Below are 21,592 nucleotides of genomic sequence, written 5' to 3' on the forward strand. Positions count from 1 at the left end.
GCCGACTACTGGGTGGACCACGTCCGCCAGGCCGTCCGCTTCCTCGACGGCGTACGCCACCTCGAAACCCAGGGCGTCACCACGTACCTGGAACTCGGACCCGGCGGAGTCCTCTCCGCCATGGGCCAGTCCTGCGCCGCCGACGACGACGCCGGTTTCGTACCCGCCCTCCGCAAGAACCGCCCCGAACCCGAGGCACTCACCACCGCCCTCGCCGAACTCCACGTCCGAGGCACCCGCATCGACTGGACGACGTACTACGCCAACACCGGCGCCCAGCACACCGACCTCCCCACCTACGCCTTCCAGCGGCAACGCTTCTGGCCCAAGGCTCCGGTAGTGGGTGGGCACCCCGGTGCCGTCGATGGGACTCCGGTCGCGGACTCGGCCTTCTGGGAGGCCGTGGCGCGCGAGGACCTTTCGGCGCTGGCCGGTGGTCGGGAACTGACCGCCGACAGTCCGCTGAGCGAGGTGCTTCCGGTGCTGTCGTCCTGGCACAACCGGCAGCAACAGCGTTCGGTGGCCGACGGCTGGCGCTACCGCGTCACCTGGAAGCCCGTACAGCCGTCGGACGGTGTGCTGACCGGCCGCTGGCTGCTGGCCCTGCCGGAGGCCCTGTCCGGCACCGCCGTCGTCGAGTGGTGCGAGCACGGTCTGAAGGCGGCGGGCGCCGAGGTCGTGCGCATCACCGGCGCCACCGACCTGCCCGCGTACACCGATGCGACCGGTGTGCTGTCCCTGCTGGGCCTGGCGGGCGAGGAGACCCTCGACGAGGGGGTCGCGCCCGGCTTGCCGGCCACGCTTGAGCTCGTCCGGAAGTTGGGCGAGGCCGGGGTGGAGGCCCCGCTGTGGTGCCTGACGCAGGGTGCCGTCTCGACCGGAACCGCCGACCCGCTGCGCAACGCCGCCCAGACGCAGGTCTGGGGCCTGGGCCGGGTGGTCGCCCTGGAGCACCCGAAGCGCTGGGGTGGTCTGATCGACCTGCCCGAGAGCCTCGACGCCCGTACCTGGGAGCAGGCTGCGGCAGTGCTGTCGGGTACGCCGGGCGCATCGGGTGAGGATCAGGTCGCGCTCCGCTCCTCCGGCGTCTTCGCGGGCCGGCTGCTGGCAGCGGCGGCTCCGGCCGGTGACCGCGAGTGGATCCCGCGCGGCACGGTACTGATCGGCGACGGCACCACGCCGCTCGCGGGGCACCTCGCGGGCTGGCTGGCGGGCACGGCGGTGGAGCGGGTCGTCCTGCTGACCCCGGTCGGCCGTACGCCCGCCCCGGACGTCCTCGAGAAGCTGGGCGAGCGGGCCGTGGTGCGGGACGTCGACGTGACCGACCGTACGCGACTGGCCTCTCTCGTAGCCGAGTTGGCGGCCGAAGGTGCTCCGGTCCGGGCCGTGGTCCACACCTCGGGCACGAGCCACTTCGCATCGGTCGCCGACACGGACCCGGCACAACTGACCGGGGCGCTGCGGGCGCGGGCCGCCGGGGCGGCCGCTCTGGACTCCGTGTTCGCGGAGACCGAGCTCGACGCCTTCGTCCTCTTCTCCTCCATCGCCGGTGTCTGGGGCAGTGGCGGGCAGGGGGCCTATGCCGCGGGTACCGCCTACCTGGACGGACTGGCCCAGCTCCGGCGGGCCCGGGGCCTGGCGGCCACGTCCGTGGCGTGGGGTCCGTGGGTCGGCGGCGACACGGCCGATTCCGGTGACGGGAACGGTGAGGAGCAGATGCGGCGACGTGGTCTGCTGCCCCTGGAGCCGGAGCAGGCACTCACCGCTCTGGCCCGTGCGGTGGCCGAGGAGTCACCGGTCCTGACCGTCGCGGACATGGACTGGGGGCGCTTCGCCCAGGCGTTCACCGCACTGCGTCCGAGCCCGCTGCTGGCGGACCTGCCGGACGTCGCCCGGATCACGGCGGCCGCGGCCGAGGGCGAGGCGGAGAACTCCGATGTCGCCGACGAGCTGCGGCAGCGCCTCGCCGTTCTGCCGGAGGCGGAGCAGGAGGCCGAGCTGGTCGGGCTCATCCGTCAGCAGGCGGCCTCGGTGCTCGGGTACGCCTCGGTGGACGACATCGAGGCCGGCCGGGCCTTCCGCGAGATGGGCTTCGACTCGCTGATGGCCGTCGAGCTGCGCAATCGGCTCACCCGGGCCACGGGTCTGCGCCTGCCTGCGGGCTTCGTCTTCGACTACCCGAACGCGATCGCGGCCGCCCGTCTGCTGCGGCAGGACATCTTCCGGGACGGCGCGGCGAGCGGGGACTCCCTGCTCACCGAGCTGGACAAGCTGGAGGCCTCGCTGGTCACCTCGGAGCCCGATGCCCTCACCCGTACGCGGGTGGCAGTGCGGCTGCAGGCGTTCCTCGCGAAGTGGCAGGGCGAGGAGACGGATTCGTCGTCGGCGGCGGAGGGCGGTGTGCTGGGGCAGTTGGAGTCCGCTTCCGACGACGAGCTGCTCAGCTTCATCAACCGGGAGATGGGGCGGTAACCCACACCCCGGATCCTCGTCCTCACCGCCCGAACGGGGCACCGGCCGGCAACCGGTGCCCCGTTCGGTGTTGTGTCCAGCGTTGTGTCCACTGTTCTGCTCCGGCTCGACCCGCCCTGTAGGCATCGGCAGCACCCTTTATGCCTCAGGGGTTACGCGTCGGCTAGAAGCTCAGGGGGGCGCAGTGGAGCGGGACAGCCGTGAAGCGTTGGACGGTCTTGCGCGGCAACTCGGCGAGTGCGCCGACGGCGCCGGCCAACTTGCACTGATTTCGGGGGGCCTGGCCAGTGGAAAGACCCGTCTGCTCCACGAGTTCTCGCGGTACGCGAGGGAGTCGGGTGCGCTGCATCTGACGGCCACCGGCTCGCGGGCGGAGGACGATTTCCCGGTAGGGGGCGTGGATCAGCTGTTCCGCAACCCGGACATCCCGCCGGAGGTCGCCGAGTGCGCCGCGCGGCTGTTGCCGGACGCGGCCGAGGCCACCGGGGCGGCCCGTGCCGTCCATGAACTCACCGTACGGCTGCTGGAACTGGCCAGACACCGCCCGCTGGTCGTCAGCATCGACGACATCCAGTTCGCCGACGAATTCACCCTGCGGCTGATCCGGCATCTGCGGCAGCGGATCGCCTCGGCGCGGGTCATGATCGTACTGACCGAGTGGAGCTGGGCCCACCCGGCGATGACGCGTTTCCACGCCGAGATCACGCAGCATCCGCATCTGCGGCTGCGGCTGGCGCCGATGGACGAGCCGGCGCTGCGCCGGCTGATCGCGGAGCAGTCCGCCGACCGAACCACCGACGGGACCACGGTTCAGCAGTTCGCGCCCGACCACGCATCGACGCTCCTGCGGTTGACGGGTGGCAATCCGCTGCTGGCGGGGGCGCTGATCGAGGACCACCGGGTCTGGCAGTCGGCGCATCCCGGTGCGACGGCCGAGCACGAAGTGGTCGGTTCGTCGTACGCACAGGGCGTGCTGAACTGCCTCTACCGCTGGGATGCGAGTCTGCTGACCGTGGCACAGGGGCTGGCCGTGCTGGGCGCGGAGCGGGCCTCGGCCCCGCTGGTCGCGGAGTTGGTCGCGCTGCCGGTGGACGTGGTCGAGCAGGTGTTGAGCGTCCTGTGGGCCGCGGGGGTACTGGAGGGCGTGCGGTTCCATCCGGTGGCCGCGCAGGCCGTACTGGGCACGCTCGCCCCCGGGGAGCGGGCGCGGCTGCACGCCACCGCCGCCGAGCTGTTGCAACTGCGGGGCGCGGATCCGGTGACGGTGGCGAAGCAGTTGATCGCTTCCGGCTCCGGTGCGGCGGCCGGGCACTGGCCGGCGTGGGCGGCCGATGTGCTGCGCCGTGCGGCGGCGGAGGCGGCCACGGGCGACGACGTCGAGCTGGTGACCCGCTGTCTGGAGTCGGCGCTGGAGGCGACCGCGGACCCTGCGGAGCAGGAGGTGCTGCGGCGCGAACTGTCCCGGGTGGTGTGGCAGGTCGATCCGGCGGCGTCCGACCGCTGGCAGGCGGCACCGCGCGGCGCGCTCGCGCAGGGCGCCCTGGCCGGGCGGGACGCGCTGCCGCTGCTGAAGCAGGCGCTGTGGAAGGGCGATGCCGGTACCGCGCGTGCGGCCCGTGAGGCGTACGAGCAGCGCAGGGCCGGCAAGGACGACGACCGGTACGCGGAGGCGGAACTCCGTCTGGCGTACCGGTGGTTCTACGGCACCGAAGCCAGCACAGGTGCAGGCACAAGCGCAGCCTTCAATGGCGCCCCGCACGGGGACGATCCGTGGATCCGGGCGGTGCACGCCGTCGCGGAGGGCGCCGCGGGGGCGAACGCGAGGGGCGCGTTGCCCAGCGCGGAGCACATTCTGGAGAGCTGCCGACCGGGCGAGTCCCTGCTGGAGGTGGTGCTGGCCGCGCTGTTCACGCTGATCGGCGGCAATCAGCTCCAGCAGGCCGGGGAACAGACGGAGCGCCTGTACGCGGAAGCGCGGCGGCGCGGTGTGTTCACCTGGCAGGCCGCTCTGGGCACCGTACGGGCCGAGATCGCGTTGAGCAGGGGTGAGCCGGCGGTGGCCGCCGCGCGGGCACAGGCCGCGCTCGACGTGCTGTCGCCTCAGGGCTGGGGCGTGATGCGGGGGTATCCGCTGAGCGTGCTGATCTCCGCGCAGACGGCGATGGGCCGGCCCGCAGAGGCCGAGGAACCGATTCGTCAGATGGCTCCGGAGGCCGTGCCGACCACGGTGTGGAGCCTGCGTTTCCTGTCCGCCCGCGGTCAGCACCACCTGGCGACCGACCGGCTGCTCGCGGCCGTCCGGGACTTCCAGGCATGCGGTCGGCTGGCCCAGGAAGCCCATCTGGACCTTCCCTTCGTGCCGTGGCGCATCGGCCTGGCGGAGGCGCATCTGCGGCTCGGCCGTACGGTCGTCGCCCGGGATCTGGTCAAGCAGCAGCTGGGCCGGGCGCAGGCGATCGGCCCGCGCACCCGGGGGATCTCGTTGCGGTTGCTCGCGGCGTGCGGTGAGCTGATGCAGCGTCCGGCTCTGCTCCGCAAGTCCGTCGAGGTGCTCCAGGCGGCGGGCGACCGGATGGAGCTGGCGCGTGCGCTGGCGGATCTTTCCGTGGCCTGCCGGAGTGTCGGCGAGCTCGACGAGGCACGCGCGGCGTCCTGGCGCGCGGCCCAGGAGGCGAAGATCTGCCAGTCCGGGTTCAGGACGGCGGCCGATCCCGTGGCACGTGCGCCGCGCGCGTCGCGTGCGCCACTCCCCGGGTACGGGGGCATGGCCCCCGTCGCCGAGCGGGACGACCGGGCCGTGGGGACCGGGGGCATCGGTGACGCGGGCGATACGGAGGCGTCGCTGCTCAGCGATGCGGAGAACCGGGTGGCCCTGCTGGCCGCCCGTGGGTTCAGCAACCGGGACATCAGCCAGCAGTTGTTCATCACGGTGAGTACGGTCGAACAGCACCTGACGCGCGTCTACCGGAAGCTGGGTGTCAGCAGCCGCCGGGCCCTGCCCACCCGTCTCCTGGCGCCTCCCCTGCAAGCACTGTGACCTGTGCCCCATGCCCTGCGAGTTCTCCCTCAAGCATGTACTCGAGAACCTTCTCAAGAACGCTCTCATGTCCGCTCGAACACCGATCGGGCATCGCGCACGAGGGGCGGGGAAGGCACTACCGTCGCCGTGACAGGATCCTCGCCCCTGGAACGGAGATCACGATGCAATTCGGCGGCACCCTGCGGCTGTTCGTGTTCCCGCACGCGGGCGGGTCCCAGCTGATGTTCAACGAGTGGGCCCGGCTCTTCCCGGCGGGCTGGCGGCTGTTGCCGCAGGACTATCCGGGGCACGGGCTGCTGGCGGGCGAGCCGCCGATCGGCGACGCGGACACGCTCGTGGACTGGTTCCTGGACCGGCTGTCCGCCGAACTCGACGACCCGGAGGTGCCCTTCGCCTGCTTCGGGCACAGCATGGGTTCCCTGATCGCGTTCGAGCTGACCCGCCGGCTCGTCGGCGAGGGCCGCCGGCCACCGGTGTGGCTGGGCCTGTCGGGCTGCGGAGCGCCGCGGCCGGGCCGGCCCGCCGGGGAGCCCGGCGAACTGTCCGACGCGGAACTGCGCCGCAAGCTGATCCGGCTGGGCGGTACGCCGCCGCGCATCCTGGACGACCCGGAGCTGTGGAGCGTCTTCGCCCCCGTCATCCGGGCGGACATCTCCCTCGTACGGAACTGGCGTCCGCCACAGGACGTGACGCCGCTGCCCGTAGCGCTCACCGTGTTCCACGGCGAGCAGGACACGACCGCGCCCGCGGGGCGGCTGGAGCAGTGGGCGGAGTCCACCGAGCACTTCCTCGGTGTCCGGCGCTTCGAGGGCGGCCACTTCTATTTCCAGAACGATCCGGCGGTGCTGGCCGACGCAGTCACCGCCGGGGTGCGGGCCGGACTGGAGGCCCTGGCAGGCACCCCGTGACCGAGTTCCGCATCCTGGGGCCGGTGGAGGTCCACGACGACCGGACGGGGCGGCGGATCGTCCCGCAGGGCTCCAAGCAGCGCGCGCTGCTCGCCGCGCTCGTCGTCGAGGCGGGGCGGACGCTGACGGTCGACCGGCTGGCCGACGAGCTGTGGGGCGACGAACCGCCCCGGCGGGCGGCCAACGCGGTGCAGGCCCATGTGGCCCGGCTGCGCCGGATGCTGAGCGACTCCGGCGGCGGCGAATGGATCAGCACCGAGCCCATGGGCTATCTGCTGCGGCTGGGCAGCGCCACCACCGACGCCCAGCGCTTCCAGCGGCTCTCCGCCGAGGGCCGGGCCGCGGCCTCCACCGACCCGGCGCACGCCACCGAACTGCTGGGGCGCGCGCTGGCGGTGTGGCGCGGTCCGGCGCTGGCGGACTGCCTGCACGGGCCGCTGTGCACGGCGGAGGCCGAGCGGCTGGAGGAGCACCGGCTGGCGGCCCTGGAGAAGCTGTACGAGACGCGGTTGCGCTCGGCGCCGCACGAGGATGTCACGGGCGAGCTGGAGCGGCTGACGTACGAGCATCCGCTGCGGGAGCGCTTCTACGACCTGTCGATGGTCGCGCTGTGCGTGGCGGGCCGGCCCGCCGAGGCGCTCGGTGTGTACGAGCGTGCGCGCAAGCTCCTGGTCGACGCGCTCGGCGTGGAGCCGGGCCCGGCGCTGCGTGCCCGGATGGAGGCCACGATCCGGCACGCGCCGTTCGCGGACCTCGGGACGATGCCGAGCGGACTGCTGCCCGGCATGCCCCACGGCATGTCGGACGCGGCGGCCCTGCTCGACCTCGGCGGTACGGTCGCCCGGCTGCGGGAACGCGTCGACGAGCTCTCCCGCGAGCAGGGCACCCTGTTGCGCCGGATCGACGAGCTCGCGGCCGCCGTGGACGGCGGCGCGCAGGGCCGGGAGTTCGGCGGATCAGCCCGGCGGGCGGCCCGGAGCTCCCTCGCCGGGCAGGAGTCCGGGCCCGTGATCACGAGGCCCATGCCCCCGGCGGCGTGAACGGGGCGGGCCTGCGGTGGCGGAGCGCCCGGACCTGCGGGACGGAGGAGTCCCGTTCCCGTGCCTCGTTCTCCCGCGCCTCGTTCGCCAGCCGGAGCCGGGCCGTGAGCAGCACGGCGAGGGCGGCGACCTCCTCGGCCGTCGGACTTCCCTTGGCGACGCGGACGGACGCGGAGGTGAGCGCGGCGGCCGGCGTCTCGTTCCCCGGGGCGGTCACAGCGGCAGGTTTCCGTGCTTGCGGCTGGGCTGCTCGGCGTATTTCGTACGGAGCATGTCCAGGGTGGAGATCAGCCGGGCGCGGGTGTCGGCCGGGTCGATGACATCGTCGACGAGGCCGCGTTCGGCCGCGTAGTACGGGTGCATCAGCTCGGTCTGGTACTCCTTGATCTTCTGCCGGCGGGTCTCGTCCGGGTTGTCGGAGGCGTTGATCTCCCGGCGGAAGATGACGTTCGCAGCGCCTTCGGCCCCCATGACGGCGATCTCGTTGGAAGGCCAGGCCAGGGCGATGTCGGCGCCGATGGAGCGGGAGTCCATGACGATGTACGCGCCGCCGTAGGCCTTGCGCACCACCAGCGAGATGCGCGGCACCGTCGCGTTGCAGTACGCGTACAGCAGCTTGGCGCCGTGCCGGATGATGCCGTTGTGCTCCTGGTCGACGCCGGGCAGGAAGCCGGGCACGTCGATCAGGGTGACCAGCGGGATGCTGAACGAGTCGCAGAACTGCACGAATCGCGCGGCCTTCTCGGAGGCGTGGATGTCCAGGACGCCCGCGAGGCAGGCCGGCTGGTTGGCCACGATGCCGACGACCCGGCCGCCGAGCCGGGCCAGGGCGCACACGATGTTCTGCGCCCACTGGCTGTGCACCTCGAAGTAGTCGCCGTGGTCGGCGATCTCCTCGATCAGGGCACGCATGTCGTACGAGCGGTTCGGCTGGGCCGGCACCAGGTCCAGCAGGCTGTCGTTGCGGCGGTCGACGGGGTCGTCGAGGTCGCCGGCGGGGGCGAGTTCGCGGTTGTTCTGCGGCAGGAGCGAGAGCAGGTGCCGTACGTCCTCCAGGCAGCTCTCCTCGTCGTCGTAGGCGAAGGCCGCGACGCCCGAGGACTCGGCGTGGCTGTCGGCGCCGCCGAGGTGCTCCATGCTGACGGCTTCACCGGTGACCGCCTGGACGACATCGGGGCCGGTGATGAACATCTGCGAGGTGCCGCGCACCATGAAGACGAAGTCCGTGAGCGCCGGGGAGTACGCGGCGCCGCCGGCGCAGGGGCCGAGGATGACGGAGATCTGCGGGATGACGCCGGAGTTGCGGACGTTGCGCTGGAAGATGCCGCCGTATCCGGCGAGCGCGGTGACGCCTTCCTGGATGCGGGCGCCCGCGCCGTCGCAGAGGCCCACGACGGGGGCGCCGGCGGCCTCGGCGAGGTCCATCAGTTTGTGGATCTTCTCGGCGTGGGCCTCGCCCAGCGCCCCGCCGAAGATGCGGAAGTCGTGGGCGTAGGTGAAGACGGTGCGGCCGTGGACCTTGCCCCAGCCGATGACGACTCCGTCGGTGTGGGGTTTCCTGTCCTCCAGGCCGAAGCCGGTGGCGCGGTGTCTGCGCAGCCCTTCGACCTCGTTGAACGTGCCCTCGTCGAAGAACAGGGCGATGCGTTCCCGGGCGGTCAGTTTGCCCTTGGCGTGCTGTGCCGCGGTGGCCCGCTCTCCGGGTCCGGATTCGGCCAGCGCCTGTATGGCGTGGAGTTCGGCCGTGCGCTCGCGCATGGTCGCGACACGGTTCTCGTCGCGGCCCGCGGCGGCCGGGCGCATGCTCCCGGGTTCCGGGGCCGGCGCGGTCTTCAGCGGTTTTTCCTCGACGATGCTCATGGAGGCCCTTTCGACACAGAGGCACCGGATTCCGGCCGGTGTCGCGTCGTCCAGCATCGGCGCAGGCGCTACAGCCGGACTCGAATTCCGCACGGGAACGCCTACGGTTCCGGTACAGGGTTCTCCGTCCGGATCAGGCCGGAGACCATCGCCATGAACCCCTCGTCGAGCATGGTGGCGGCGGCGGTGTCCCGGGAGGTGTCCAGGCCGGTGTCGTGGCAGGCGATGCTGACGAGGTAGCGGCCGAGCACCGGGTAGGTGCCGAACACCCACTCGCCGTGGGCGGCGGGGGTGCCGTCGGGGGCGAGGAGGCCGGTGTCGCCCGAGGATCCGGTGGCGAAGCCGAACGAGGAGAAGTCGAGCCGCAGGCCCTGGCCGAGCGCCTTGGTGTAGGCCTCCTTCAGGGTCCACAGCCGCAGCATGCCCGCGGTCTGTTCGGCCTCCGGGAGCGCGGCGAGCGTGTCCCGTTCCGCCGGGGTGCAGACCTGGTCCTGGAGCAGGTCGAACGACAGTCTGCGGTCGACGGGTTCGGTGTCGATCCCGATGCGCCCGGTGCGGCTGATGCCTACGGCGATGAGGTCGTCGGTGTGGGTGAGGCTCAGGTCGATCTGGTCGAAGCCCCGCAGGTAGGGCCGGCCGCCGATCTTGTACGCCAGGTCGAGCTGGGCGGGCGAGGTGCCGAGCGCGGCGGCCGCCGTGTACTTGACGGCCAGCCGGGACGCCACGAAGCGGTACCGCAGGACGGGGTCGGCGGTCTGCCGGTAGCGCGGCCAGTCCCGCCCCAGCAGCGGGCGCAGCACCGGGTCGGCGAGGACGGCGGGCAGCCATTCGCCCCAGGTGGTGAACACGGAGGCGTTGCCGCGCCGGGCCAGGCCCTCCCGTACCGCGTGCCAGGGTCCCTCCGGGCCGGTGGCGTGCACGGGTGCCGTGATGCGCCGTGCGGCTTCCGCCTCCATGGGCGGCCTCCTCGGGCCGTTCACTGGGCCAGTTCGGTGGAGTCGAGGTCGTAGCTGAGGCCGGTGCGGTAGCGGCGTACGAGTTCGTCGAGGACCTGGGCGCGGCAGTCCTCGGGGAGCTCCGGCAGCGGGATGCCGAGGCGCCCGCCGATCCGGGTGAGGGCGAGTACGGCCCAGGCGGGCGCGGCGAGGAAGGGCTCGCTGCCGTCCTGGCCTTCCCAGGTGGCCAGGATCGCGGCGGCCGCGAGAACGAGGGAGTAGCGGTCGCTGAGTACGCACCAGGCGGGGTCGGCGAGGGCGGCGGCGCCGGGCGGGATGGCCCGGCACTGCTCGCGCAGGGCGCGCAGTTCGTCGACGAACGCCTCGGCGAGATCGGCGAGGACGGCGAGCTGGCCGCCGACGTTCCGTACCTCTGCCAGCCGGGCGGCGGCGCCGTCGAGGGAGGCGGCGAGGAAGTCGCCGCCTCCGGCGATGCCGAGAAGCCGGTAGTCGAGTCGGGGCAGCCCGGCGCCGGAGCGGAACAGCTCGGGCGGCGGTTCCGCGTCCCGGAACCAGGCGCTCTCGGCGAGGGTGCGCAGCTGGGGCACGATCACGGCCTGGCAGGCGGCGGTTCCGGCGTGGCCGAGTCCGGCGACGGGCAGGTCCCGGGAGAGCTTGTCGAGTGCGCCGTATTCGGGGGTGCCGTGCTCGTAGCCGTGGGAGCCGAGGACTCCGGCCAGTTCCTCCAGGCTCTCCCGCAGCAGGTCGGGTACGACGTACTTGACGGCGGCGGCGAGGATGTGGGTGCGGTCGGGCAGCAGGCTCAGGGCACGCAGCGCGACGGTGGCCATGCTGTCGCAGGCGAGCAGGTCGGCGAAGACTCCGGCGAGCGGCTTGTGCAGTCGGCGGGCGATGGGGCGGCTGCGGCCGGTGGTGGCGGCGCGGACGGCGGAGTGCAGTACGGTGCCGGCGGCGGCGACGGCCGTCGCGGCGATGACGCAGCGGTTGACCTGGTAGGTGCGCAGCGCCAGGGCCACGCCTTCGCCCATCCGTCCGACGAGGGCGTCGGCCGGGATGTCGCAGTCGGTGAACCGGAGCCCGGAGAACAGGTTTCCCCGCATGCCTGCGGTGAACACCCGGGGCAGTGCGCTGATCGCGGCGGTGAGTTCGCCGGGTTCGAGGAGCAGCACGGAGTGGCTGAGGGGGGTGCGGGCCGGGTCGGTGCGTGCGTATACGACGTAGGTGCCGGAGACGGCCGCGTTGATGATGACGTCCTTGCGGCCGGCCAGCGTGAAGCCGCCGCCGGGGCGGGGCCGGGCGGTGAACTCGTCGCGCAGGATGGCGTTGGAGTGGGCCAGTTCGTGGTGGACGATCGAGGCGCGGCCACCCGCGAGCAGCAGGTCTGCCGTGGTGCGTCGCTGCGCGGGGGTACCGGCCGCCCATACGGCGGAGGTGGCGAACAGCGAGGTGATACCGGCTCCGAAGCCGAGCGCGAGATCACGGCGGAAGACCGGGCGCAGCACCTTGACGAGCAGGTCGGCGCGGGTGAGCCGGCCGCCGAACTCGGCGGGTACGAACTCGGCGCCCAGCCCCGCCTCGACGAGGAGCCGCTCGGTGGCGGCGGGCGGTTCGTGGCGCTCGTCGGCGGCGAAGAGGGCGCGCAGGCCGTGGGGGTTGGCGGGGTCGTAGGGGTCGCCCAGCAGAGCTTCGAGCCGGGCGGCCCGGCGCAGGGCGTCGGTCTCCTCGGCGGCACGCCCCGCGATCCGCTCCGCGTGGATCTGGGTGGTGGCCATGGTGGCGTGGATCAGCTCCTTCGTCACGGGACAGTCCTGGGGAGGGGGCTGAACATGTCCGCGAAGCGGCCGGGCGGCACTTCGTCGGCACACCCGGTGGCCGCGGGGGCGGGTCCGTTCCTGTGCGCGGGAATCCAGCGTCGCCAGAGGCGCTCGACATCCGCTTGAGGCGGCCTGCAGCCGGGCCGGGGAGGGGCCGGGAGCCGCTGGTGGGACGCCGGGCCGGACGTACGGCTTCCGGTCAGCCCCGTTCCCGGCCGGGTGCGTGGAGCCGCCCGGCGACGCCGAGGGCCGCACGCGTTTCGCGGCCGGGCCGGGTGTCCGCGGGGTCGGGCCCGCAGGGGTGCGGGTGGGGGAATCCGGCCCGTACCGGGGTCCGTACCGCGTCGGCGGTGTGGGAGACCTGGCAGGCCTCGCGCAGCAGATTACCCGGGCGAGAGCGGCTGCCGGCCCGGTCCGGGCCCCATGCTCCGGCCGGTCGTCGCGCACACCAGCGGGATCGCCCGGAGCCTCCAGGACTGCCAGAGCCGGAAGGCGGCTACATGGAACGCGAACAGGGCGGGCTGCCCGGATTCGGACCGGCGGATCAGAGCCGCGTCGACTCCGCCTTCGGGGGCGAACACCACGGCGGCCAGCGGTAGGCGCAGCCAGTGGTCCAGCGCGCCGCGCACGGTGTCGTACGCGGCGCGGAAGACGGGAAAGGCGCCGTACAGCTCGCGGCCGAGGCCGGGCCGGATTCCGGCGCCGCTGTGAAGAGCACAGTCACCTCGGGACCGGCCGGCGCCGGTGGGCGACGAGCGCCGGGGTGTCATCGGGCACGGGGCGCCGCCTCCACCGTCTCGTACAGACCGGGCTCGGGGGTGGCCAGGGGGCCGAGGTCCTTGACCAGGGCCTGGAACTCCTCGCTGCGCACGGCCCGCTGGTGGGCGGCGGGGTCCTCCCAGACGGCGAGTTCGAGGAAGACCCGCTCGTCGCCGAGGCTGCGCAGGGCCTCGTGGCCGAGGTAGCCGGGCTGGTTGCTCATGTAGGCGGTCAGGCGGTCCTTGACGGCCAGGAACTCGTCGATGTCGCCGTGGACGGTCAGCTTGTTGACGAAGGTCACCATGTGAGGCTCCTCGGGTCGGCCACGGCAGCGGTGCCGTTTACGGGTACGGGGCGGGACCGCCCCTGCGGATGCCACGCTCGGCGAGGAGGCTCAAGGAACCCCGGAAGAGCGCTCGACTTCCGCTTGAGGAAGTGTGGTGATCCGGCGGAGGGCCCAGGCCGCTTCCGGCGGGGTCCGGGGCCTGGCCGTGCCGGTTCCTCCTGGTGTTCCGGGGCGGTCCTCGGCGGCCTCGGATTGCGCCGCCGGGCACCGTCGGATTCCGGCCGGACGGAAAACCGGCAGAGCTTGCTGTTTTCCGTACCGACAGCACGGCGGTATTCGGGCCGGTGAAGTGATCCGGATTCTTCGGACCGTCCGTTCCATGCGGAAGGAAGAAATCCGGCCGGTATCCCGGTGGTAATTCGCGGTCCGGACCGGTGGCGTCCCGGCGCGGCCCCGAACGGGCGGCCCGGGGCGTGGGCCGGGCGCCGGAAGCACAGCGGACCACATGCCGGATACGCCCCTCACGCCCCCCTATCCCACATACGCCCGGGTCCGCCGTCGTAGGGGGTGCGAGGACCGCCGACCCCAGAGTGCGGCCGTCGTCATGGATCTGACGGGAGTTCCGAAATAACTTGAGGCTTCCTCGATCGGTTGAAGAGAACCGACGCTCAGGAAGTGTCTCCGGGTGATCCCGGCACTGGAGGTGTCCGTGCGTGTTCGACCGATGCCCGGGGTGAGTGTCGCCTCGGTGGACGCCACCGGTCGCCTGGAACTCCTGGCGGAATCACCGGTGGGAACAATGCGCTACCGGTGCGGTCCGGTGGGCACCGCCATGTGGATCGCGCTCCGCCAGTACGAGGGCGACACGGGTGCCGCCGCGCGGCTGCTCGCGGAATTGTGGAATACCGCGCCCGAGAATGCGCGTGCCGATCTCGACATATGGGTCGAGGAAATGCGCGACGCGGGTCTCATGTGCGCGGAGCCCTGCCCCTGAACCCGACCCCTACCCGCCCTCAGCGGTGGCTCGACCACCCCTGTAGGCGCAGACTTCACCCTGTCCCGGTTAGGGGTGGACCTTCATCAACAGGGGCGAGTATGCGATTGGTCGGCAGGACATCGGTGATCGACGCCTTGGACGAGGCGCTCGCGGACTGCACGGCGGGCGGCTCCCACACCGTCCTGATCGAGGGCGCCGCCGGATGCGGCCGAAGCGTCCTGGCCGACACCGTCACCGAGCGGGCGGCCGAGGCCGGCGTCCTGGTCCTGTCCGCCGTCGCCACATCGGCCGAGCGGCAGTTCCCCCGGGGCGTGCTGCGGCAGCTCGTCCACCGGGCAACGGGGTTCCGGCTGCCCGACGACGGCCCCGGCGGTGAGCCCTCGCGGGTGGAGGCCCTGCGGGAGTTCTGCGACCGGGTGTGCGAACTGAGCCTGGACCGGCCGGTGCTGCTCTGCGTCGACGATGTGCAGCATGCCGACGCCGAATCCCTGCGCCATCTCCAGTACCTGGTGCGCCATGCGCGCGGGTCCCGGGTCCTCGTCGTCCTCACGGGTTCGCCGCACGCGCCGTCGCAGGACCCCTTTTTCACCACCGAGCTGATGCGCCAGCCCCACTTCCGCCGGCTCCGGATCGGTCCGCTCTCCCGTACACAGACGGCCCGGTTCCTGGACCAGGACGGCTGCGGGGACCTCGGCGCGGACGAGGCGCACCGGATCGGCGGAGGCAACCCCCTGCTGCTGCGCGCCCTGACCGACGAGTACGCGGACACGGCCGGGGACACGCACGACGAGGCGGTGTTCCCCGCCCCCGGCGGCCCGTTCGCGCAGGCGGTCGTCGCCTGTGTGCACCGGGCCGGGCCGGTCGCCACCGCCGTGGCCCGCGCCGTGGCGCTGCTCGGGGACCACGCCTCCCCCGCACGCGTCGCCGGGGCGGCGGACCTGAGCGGCGCCGCCGCGGCCCGGGGCCTCGCCGCGCTGCGGGCGGCCGGCCTTCTCGACGGCGTACGGTTCCGGCACCCGGCCGTGCGGGACGCGGTGCTGGAGGAGACCGGTCCGGCCACCCGGGGCAGGCTGCTCCGGCACACCGCACGAGTGCTGCACGAGGACGGCGTGCCGGCCCCGGCGGTCGCCGAACTGCTGCTCATCGCGGCGGCGGACGGCGAGGTGGCGACGGGCGAACCGTGGGACGCCGAGGTGCTGCGCGAGGCGGCGGAGAAGTCCCTCGCGCGGGGCGAGGCCCGGACGGCGGTACGCCTGCTCGAACTCGCCCTCGAAACCGGCGCCGACGACCAGGTGCGGGCCTCGCTGGGCATCCGGCTGGCCCAGATCACGGCACGCTTCGACCCGGCCGCCGCCGAACGGCGCGTGGACGACCTGCTGGAGACGGTGCGCTCCGGCCGGCCGGCCACCGGGCACGAACAGCCGCTGGCCGGGCTGCTGCTGGCCCAGGGACGGGTCTCCGACGCGGCGGAGCTGATCCTTGGCACCGGCGCCGGCGAGGCCGGTGCCACGCCCCTGGACGCGATGGTCGACACCTCCCCCGGTGCCGCGGAACGGCTGTTGCGGTCGGCCCGGCTGACGGATGCCACGCTCGCGCCGCTCGCCCAGGCCGTGACCTCGCTCCTGTGCTCCGAGCAGCCGGACCTGGCGGTGCGGTGGAGCCGCAAGCTGCTCGACGAGGCGGACCGCTGCCAGGCTCCGGGCTGGAGCTCCGTGTTCGGGACGCTGCACGCCGAGTCCCTGCTGCGGCTCGGCGATCTGCGCGGCGCCCACACCCGTGCGACGGCTGCCCTCGCGGTGCTCCCCGCGCAGGGCCACGGAACCTTCTCGTGCGCGCCGACGGCGGTGCTCGTCCGCGCGTGCACGGCGATGGGCCAGTACACCGAGGCCTCGCGCCTGACCGAGCGGCAGCTGCCGCGACGGCAGCTGATGAGCCTGCACGGACTGGCGTATCTGCGCGCCCGCGGACTGCACCACCTGGCGGTCCATCAGCCGCACGCGGCATTGGCCGACTTCCTGGAGATCGGCCGGCTGATGGAGAGCTGGGGGGTGGACCGGCCGGCGTTCCTGCCCTGGCGTACGGATGCGGCGCGGGCTCTGCTGTGCCTCGGGGAGGACCACCGGGCGGAGCAGTTCGCCCTGCGTCAGCTCGCGATGTCCGACGCGCAGCGCCCGCACGTACGCGGTCTGGCCCTGCGCATGCGGGCGCTGGCCGGGAACTCCCAGCGGCGGCCGACGGTCCTGGCCCAGGCGATCGACGAGCTGCACCGCTCCGGCGACCGGGTGGAGACGGCCCGTGCGATGGCGGATCTGGGCCGGGCGCTCCAGGAGAACGGCTCCTCGTCGAAGGGCTGCGTGATGGTCCGTTCGGCGTGGCAGCTCGCGAAGGACACGGGCGCGGCACCGCTGTGCCAGGAGATCCTCCCGGACGCGCCGCTGGCGACGGCGCCGGGCGCCGCCGCGGCCACGCCGGAGGCACGGACGTCCCGGGCCGGGAAGGCGGACAAGGACCGGCCCGGTACCGCCCCGGCCCGGCTGAGCGGTTCCGAGCAGCGTGTGGCCACGCTGGCCGCGCAGGGTCTGACCAACCGGGAGATCTCGGCCCGGCTCTTCCTGACGGTGAGCACGGTCGAGCAGCATCTGACGCGGGTCTACCGCAAGCTCCGGATCACTTCCCGGGGCGATCTCCCGCTCGATCTGGAGCTCGCCGAGGGCGCCCCGGTCCGCACCTGAGGAACAGAACGCCGCCCGCTTCGTCCCTCAGCCCTCCCCGTCCGGGCGGAAGTTGAGGACGAAGCGGGCGCGTTCGCCGTTGATGCGGCGCCGTACGAACAGCACGGGCTCTCCGTCCGGGGTGCAGCTCACGCCTTCGCGGACGAGGAGCGGGGTGCCCGCCGGGACGCCGAGCAGGTCGGCGTCGCCGATGTCGGCTCCGATGGCGCTGAAGGCCCGCCAGTCGTATTCCAGGACGATGCCGGCGCTCCGGGCCAGGATACGGACGACGTCCTCACCGGGCTCGCCACCGAGGCGGCCCTGCTCCTGGGCAGCTTCGGCGCCGACGACGACATCGTCCTCGATGTGGCCTTCGACCGGGCGGCGGCCGGGGGAGGACTTCCCTTCGACCTCCCTTCCTCCATGCGGGCCGTCGAGGACTCCCGCGAGGACGTCCCGTTCGACACCGCCGAACCGCTGTTCCGCTGCGGGCACAGCGCGGTCGCGCACTGACGCCGTCGCTGCCGGACCTCGCGGACACGCCCCGGGGCCGTCGGTCAGCGGGTGCCGGCCACCGCGGCGAGGGTGCGGGAGAGGGCGGCCGCGCAGGCTTCGGTGGCCGCGGCGGTGCCTGCGATGGCCACCGGCGGCGGCAGCCAGCCGTGCCTGCCGATGTGCTGGGCGACCTCGTAGGCGAGAGCGCCGCCGCCCGAATAGCAGCCGAACGTCACCGGTTCGGCCGCCGCGAGGGCGGGGCGCAGGGCGGTCAGGCAGCCCGCCGCGTCCACCGCCCCGTCCACGGTGAGCAGGGTCTGCGGACCCGGGTAGACACGGGCCAGCTCGTCGTAACAGCCCGCCGGGGCGTCCGGCGGCGGTACGAGCAGGACGGTGCCCGCGCCGGGCCGGGCGGCCGGTCGCAGCACTACGGGCCCCGGCCCCGCGTCGGGGCGGTGCGTCCGGGCGGGCGCGGCGGGACCGAGCAGGGCCAAGGCGTCGGCGACCGGTGTGCCGGCCGCCACGAACCCGGGGAACTCCCGCAGCAGCAGGGCGGTCTGGGCGAGGGCCGTCGCCGCGTCGGTGTCGGCCAGACGCGTACGGTCGTTCACCGCCGTCAGCACCAGGCCGCCGTCGGCGTCGTGGTGGGCGGTCAGGGAAAGCGGCACCCCGGTGTCGGCCGCCACCGTCTCGGGCGGAGTCAGCCGGATGCCCTGGGCTTCGAACTCCTCACGCAGCGGGTCCCCGGTGGCCGGTGGCTCGAAGGCGATCACCGTCCCGGTGAGCCGGTCCTCGGCGGGCCGGCCGCTCCAGGCGTGCACCTGGCCCTCGGAGACCCATTCGTACGCGGCCATGTCCATGGCCCGGTCGCCGAATTCGGCCAGCAACCGCGCCAGCGGCATGGCCGGGTCCACCTCGGCGCTCAGGGGCAGCGGATTGCGCAGCGGTCCGGGCAGCAGGGCGGCACCGTCGAGGAGGATGCCGCGGCCGGAGACGGTCATGCCGAAGGCGACCGGGGCGGGGCCGTCTTTGCCGGACGCCCGGTACAGCAGCAGCGCCCAGGCCGCGTGCAGCGCGGTGCACTCGGTGACGCCGCTGCCACCGGCCCAGTCGCGCAGCCGGACCGCCTCATGGGGCGTCAGCCGCTGAACGGTACGCCCGTGGCCCGGCCGGTCCGGGATGCCGGACGGCCGGGCGGGAAGAGTGGTGGCGCCGGCCGGCGGGGCGGCCCGGGACCAGAACGCGCGGGCCGGGGCGGTGTCCTGGCGGCCCAGCCAGTCGAGGTGGTCGCGCAGATCGGGTCGGCGCTGCCCACCGGCCGGCGGAGCGTCGGCGAGGTAGGCGCGGTGCACGGCACGCAGCAGCATGCGCACGCTGTGCCCGTCGAGGAAGGCATGGTGGTACGTGACGACAACCCGTACCGGCCCGGCCGGGCCCGGCTGTTCGTCGACGAGCAGGACGCGCAGCGGACCGGGCCGGTGCAGGTCGAAGGGACGCAGGCGCTCGCTCCCGAGCAGCGCCTGCCGGTCGGCGGAGCCGTAGGGGTGCCGGACCACGTCCGGGGTGACCCGCGGGTGCACCGCGATCGCCGGGCCACCGGCCGCGCCCGGCTCCGCGAAGGCCCCGCGCAGCACCGCCTCGCGGTCGGCGACCGACGCCCAGGCGGCCCGGTAGCGCCCGGTGTCGAGCGGGCCGTACCAACGCCAGTGCTGCTGCTCGACGTGCGGGGCGGTGCCGGGGGCGGCGGTCATCAGGTCGAGGAGGATCTCCCGCTGCCGGGGTGATGCCGGGAAGACGGCGACAGGGTGGCCGGGCTTCCCCGGCACCGGGAGCTCCGCCGCTTCCGGAAGTGGCGCGAGGACCGGTGTGCCCGCCGCGTCCGCGGTTCCGAGCGGGCCCGTGAACGCCGTGAGCAGGTCCCCGAGGGTGCCTGCGGGCTGGTGGCGCGGGGCGAGGTACAGGGTGTGGTGGGTCGCCGTGTGCCGGTGCAGGGTGGATGCGCACCCGGGCAGCGCGGCCATTGCCCGGGCCAGCGCCACCGGGTCGAGGGGGCCGCGCAGTTCGAGCGCGGGAGGCATGCCGGAGGAGATGACGACGGTCATGCTGCCGGTCATCCGGTCCTCCTGTCTCCGATGGTGCCCGCGCCCCGGCGCGTCGGATCCGGCTCAGGAGGACACGGGTGCGCACGCACCGCCCCCGCACCGCTCCGGCCCCGGAGGACACGAAGTGTGCACACACCCGCCCACGTATCGCTGACGCGGCGCTGACGTGGTGCTCAGAGGGTCCGGACGGCCGTCTCGGCGTGCTGTCCGGCGAGCTCCAGGGTGGCGAGGCTGAACCGCCCCGCTGTCTCGCGGACATGGGCGCGCGCCCGCGCGAGGTCCGCTCCGGCCCCGAGGACCTCCTCGATGCCCGCCTCGCGCAGCAGAACGCTGTGCCGGGCGATCACCTGGATGCCCCGCTCGTCGGGGATCACCGACCATTCGCCGGTGTGGGCGTCGGCGAGCGGAGAGGGAAGCGTGTGCTTCCACAGGATCCGGCCGGAGTGCGGGAAGCACACGCGTACCGCCTCCGCGGTGTGGGTCGCCCCGTCGGCCGAGAGGATGTCCACGCCGGTGAGCTGGACGCCGGGCCGCAGCTCGGTCACGTCGGCCCGGGTCACGTGCGGCATGAGGTGCGGCCAGTCGGCGATCCGGTACAGGAAGTCGTAGACCAGCTCGGCCGGGCCGTGGATGCGTACGGAGTCCTCGAAGGTCAGCAGGAGGTCGTCCAGGCGGTTCCAGCGCTCCGCGGTCTCCCGCAGCCGCTCCAGTTCCGTCCGGCTGTTGGTGTCGGTGGCCCGCTGGACCCAGGCGACGTCCGAGGGGCGGTTCCGGGCGACGGTGAAGTCGTGTTCCAGGCGCAGCCGGCAGCGGCCGGTGCCGAGCGGCTCGACGGTCCAGCTGCCGCCCATCGAGCTGACCGGCTCCGCGGGCGTCTCCTGCCGGAACTCGATGCGGCGGCGGGCCGCGTCCAGCGTGCGGTGCGAAAGCCAGGACCGTACCGTGCCGTTGGCCAGGACCCACATGTGGAAGCGGTCCTGGGAGCCGTCGAAGTCCAGCCGCTCCACATGGATGCTCGCCGGCACGAACAACGGCCACTGCGTCGTGTCCGCGATCAACCCGTAGACAACGCCGGCCGGCGCTGCCACATCGACCGCGTACTGCGCGCGGTGCACTCGCTCGACGGCCATCGTCCATACCCTCTCTGGATCCCTTACAGATGCTGTCCGCAGTCGCTAGAGGACCACTGGAGACTCCGCGTACCGCTTGGCGTGGGTCAGGGTCGCCGTGCTGTTGCGGCCGAGCGCCTCGCGTACGTAACGCCGGGCCCGGGCGAGGTCCGCGCCCGCGCCCAGGACCCGTTCCACCGCCTCCTCCCGGAGGACGACGCTGTGCCGCGAGGTGGCGACGGTGGTCCCCGCGGGGCCGGGCTCCACCGTCCAGACACCTGTGTGGGCCGACATGAGGGCCGGGGTGAGGGTCTGCTTGTAGACGATCCGGCCGGCGCAGGGGAAGCAGACCCGCACCGACTCGGTGGTGTGGGAGGAGCCGTCGGCGGTGAGCGTCTCCATCGACATGATCTGGACGCCGGCCGGCTCCTCGGTGAGGTCGAGGCGCGAGACGTGCGGCAGCCGGTCGGGCCACCGCCCGGCCTGCTCCAGGAACGCGTACACGGGCTCCGGCGGGGCGTCGACCGTCACCGAGTCCTCGAAGGACAGCACGAGCGAGTCCAGCCGCGCCCACTGCCGGGCCAGGGCCGCGATACCGGCGAGTTCGGCCCGGCTGTTGGTGTCGGTGGCCCGCTCCACCCAGGCGACATGGTCCGCCCGGTCGTCGGTCACGGAGAAGTCGTGGAGCAGGGTCAGCCGCGAGGTCCCGGTCCCCAGCGGTTCGACGATCCAGGTGCCGGTCATCGTCGACAGCGGGGCCGCCGGAATCTCCTGGTGGAACTCGATCCGCCGGGCCACCGCGTCCAGTACGCGGTGGGACGTCCAGGTCTTCACCCGGCCGTTCGCCGTCGCCCACATGCGCAGGCGCTCGTGCGTGCCGTCGAACTCCAGCCGGTCCACGTGCACGTTCGGCGGGAAGTACAGCGGCCACTGGGTCGCGTCCGCGATAAGCCCGTAGACCACTCCCGCGGGTGCCGCCACCTCGGTCTCGTGGACCGTGCGGTGGATCCGCTCGCCGTGCGCCGTGCGCTCGTCCGTCATCA

At 73.3% G+C, this 21,592-nt stretch carries 16 protein-coding genes; 6 read left to right on the forward strand and 10 right to left on the reverse strand.

What is annotated here, in order from left to right; genetic code table 11:
* The 4 genes from BT364_RS32180 to BT364_RS32195 form a co-directional block, all read left to right on the forward strand.
* Positions 1 to 2,472 (forward strand): beta-ketoacyl reductase (locus tag BT364_RS32180; RefSeq protein ID WP_143166582.1); only part of this gene is annotated, 2,472 nt, incomplete at its 5' end.
* Positions 2,473 to 2,656: 184 nt separating this feature from the next.
* A complete protein-coding gene (locus BT364_RS44005) occupies positions 2,657 to 5,509 on the forward strand; it encodes a helix-turn-helix transcriptional regulator (RefSeq protein ID WP_177328322.1) in 2,853 nt (950 codons plus the stop codon).
* A 164-nt stretch (positions 5,510 to 5,673) separates the two neighbouring features.
* Positions 5,674 to 6,420 carry a thioesterase II family protein gene (locus BT364_RS32190; RefSeq protein ID WP_072488750.1) on the forward strand — a complete coding sequence of 249 codons (747 nt, stop codon included), beginning with the start codon at positions 5,674 to 5,676 and terminating at the stop codon, positions 6,418 to 6,420.
* Positions 6,417 to 7,460: an AfsR/SARP family transcriptional regulator gene (locus BT364_RS32195; protein WP_072488751.1), complete on the forward strand. Its 1,044-nt coding sequence runs from the start codon at positions 6,417 to 6,419 to the stop codon at positions 7,458 to 7,460. Before BT364_RS32190 ends, BT364_RS32195 begins: the two co-directional genes overlap by 4 nt.
* On the opposite strand, the gene BT364_RS32200 is transcribed toward BT364_RS32195, so the two are convergent.
* From BT364_RS32200 to BT364_RS32225, 6 genes are all read right to left on the reverse strand, one after another.
* Positions 7,432 to 7,677: an acyl-CoA carboxylase epsilon subunit gene (locus BT364_RS32200; protein ID WP_072488752.1), complete on the reverse strand. Its 246-nt coding sequence runs from the start codon at positions 7,675 to 7,677 to the stop codon at positions 7,432 to 7,434. The genes BT364_RS32195 and BT364_RS32200 overlap by 29 nt on opposite strands.
* Positions 7,674 to 9,263: an acyl-CoA carboxylase subunit beta gene (locus tag BT364_RS32205; protein WP_072488806.1), complete on the reverse strand. Its 1,590-nt coding sequence runs from the start codon at positions 9,261 to 9,263 to the stop codon at positions 7,674 to 7,676. The genes BT364_RS32200 and BT364_RS32205 overlap by 4 nt, the downstream gene beginning before the upstream one ends.
* A gap of 158 nt (positions 9,264 to 9,421) precedes the next feature.
* Entirely contained in the window at positions 9,422 to 10,276 is an 855-nt protein-coding gene (locus tag BT364_RS32210; RefSeq protein WP_072488753.1) for a 4'-phosphopantetheinyl transferase family protein, read from the reverse strand.
* Positions 10,277 to 10,296: 20 nt separating this feature from the next.
* Positions 10,297 to 12,075 (reverse strand): acyl-CoA dehydrogenase family protein, encoded by a 1,779-nt coding sequence (locus BT364_RS32215; RefSeq protein ID WP_256260308.1) that lies wholly within the window; start codon positions 12,073 to 12,075, stop codon positions 10,297 to 10,299.
* A gap of 398 nt (positions 12,076 to 12,473) precedes the next feature.
* Positions 12,474 to 12,860: an ACP S-malonyltransferase gene (locus BT364_RS32220; RefSeq protein ID WP_072488754.1), complete on the reverse strand. Its 387-nt coding sequence runs from the start codon at positions 12,858 to 12,860 to the stop codon at positions 12,474 to 12,476.
* Positions 12,857 to 13,153: an antibiotic biosynthesis monooxygenase family protein gene (locus BT364_RS32225; RefSeq protein ID WP_072488755.1), complete on the reverse strand. Its 297-nt coding sequence runs from the start codon at positions 13,151 to 13,153 to the stop codon at positions 12,857 to 12,859. Before BT364_RS32225 ends, BT364_RS32220 begins: the two co-directional genes overlap by 4 nt.
* A gap of 691 nt (positions 13,154 to 13,844) precedes the next feature.
* On the opposite strand from BT364_RS32225, the gene BT364_RS32230 reads away from it, so the two are divergent.
* Positions 13,845 to 14,129, forward strand: coding sequence for a PqqD family peptide modification chaperone (locus tag BT364_RS32230; protein ID WP_072488807.1), 285 nt, complete (start codon positions 13,845 to 13,847; stop codon positions 14,127 to 14,129).
* 101 nt (positions 14,130 to 14,230) lie between these two features.
* Positions 14,231 to 16,864, forward strand: coding sequence for a helix-turn-helix transcriptional regulator (locus BT364_RS32235; protein ID WP_072488756.1), 2,634 nt, complete (start codon positions 14,231 to 14,233; stop codon positions 16,862 to 16,864).
* Positions 16,865 to 16,891: 27 nt separating this feature from the next.
* Here the strand turns inward: BT364_RS32235 and BT364_RS39485 are convergent, their stop codons facing one another.
* From BT364_RS39485 to BT364_RS32260, 4 genes are all read right to left on the reverse strand, one after another.
* A complete protein-coding gene (locus BT364_RS39485) occupies positions 16,892 to 17,338 on the reverse strand; it encodes a UTRA domain-containing protein (RefSeq protein WP_079179741.1) in 447 nt (148 codons plus the stop codon).
* Positions 17,339 to 17,400: 62 nt separating this feature from the next.
* The gene (locus BT364_RS32250; protein WP_072488757.1) at positions 17,401 to 19,452 is read right to left on the reverse strand and encodes a condensation domain-containing protein; all 2,052 of its coding nucleotides are present in this window, start codon (positions 19,450 to 19,452) and stop codon (positions 17,401 to 17,403) included.
* A gap of 161 nt (positions 19,453 to 19,613) precedes the next feature.
* Entirely contained in the window at positions 19,614 to 20,570 is a 957-nt protein-coding gene (locus tag BT364_RS32255; protein ID WP_072488758.1) for an aromatase/cyclase, read from the reverse strand.
* Between the two features lie 45 nt (positions 20,571 to 20,615).
* Positions 20,616 to 21,590: an aromatase/cyclase gene (locus BT364_RS32260; RefSeq protein WP_072488808.1), complete on the reverse strand. Its 975-nt coding sequence runs from the start codon at positions 21,588 to 21,590 to the stop codon at positions 20,616 to 20,618.
* Between the last annotated feature and the right edge of the window lie 2 nt (positions 21,591 to 21,592).

The sequence above is a fragment of the Streptomyces atratus genome (assembly GCF_900119365.1).
Classification (GTDB): domain Bacteria; phylum Actinomycetota; class Actinomycetes; order Streptomycetales; family Streptomycetaceae; genus Streptomyces; species Streptomyces atratus_B.

What these genes read in the sequence shown, in the direction of transcription:
- BT364_RS32190 (WP_072488750.1), top strand. Translation starts at nt 5,674, where the DNA reads ATGCAATTCGGCGGCACCCTGCGGCTGTTCGTGTTCCCGCACGCGGGC.
- BT364_RS32205 (WP_072488806.1), bottom strand. Translation starts at nt 9,263, where the DNA reads ATGCGCCCGGCCGCCGCGGGCCGCGACGAGAACCGTGTCGCGACCATG.
- BT364_RS32210 (WP_072488753.1), bottom strand. Translation starts at nt 10,276, where the DNA reads ATGGAGGCGGAAGCCGCACGGCGCATCACGGCACCCGTGCACGCCACC.
- BT364_RS32220 (WP_072488754.1), bottom strand. Translation starts at nt 12,860, where the DNA reads ATGACACCCCGGCGCTCGTCGCCCACCGGCGCCGGCCGGTCCCGAGGT.
- BT364_RS32225 (WP_072488755.1), bottom strand. Translation starts at nt 13,153, where the DNA reads ATGGTGACCTTCGTCAACAAGCTGACCGTCCACGGCGACATCGACGAG.
- BT364_RS32235 (WP_072488756.1), top strand. Translation starts at nt 14,231, where the DNA reads ATGCGATTGGTCGGCAGGACATCGGTGATCGACGCCTTGGACGAGGCG.
- BT364_RS32250 (WP_072488757.1), bottom strand. Translation starts at nt 19,452, where the DNA reads ATGACCGGCAGCATGACCGTCGTCATCTCCTCCGGCATGCCTCCCGCG.
- BT364_RS32255 (WP_072488758.1), bottom strand. Translation starts at nt 20,570, where the DNA reads ATGGCCGTCGAGCGAGTGCACCGCGCGCAGTACGCGGTCGATGTGGCA.
- BT364_RS32260 (WP_072488808.1), bottom strand. Translation starts at nt 21,590, where the DNA reads ATGACGGACGAGCGCACGGCGCACGGCGAGCGGATCCACCGCACGGTC.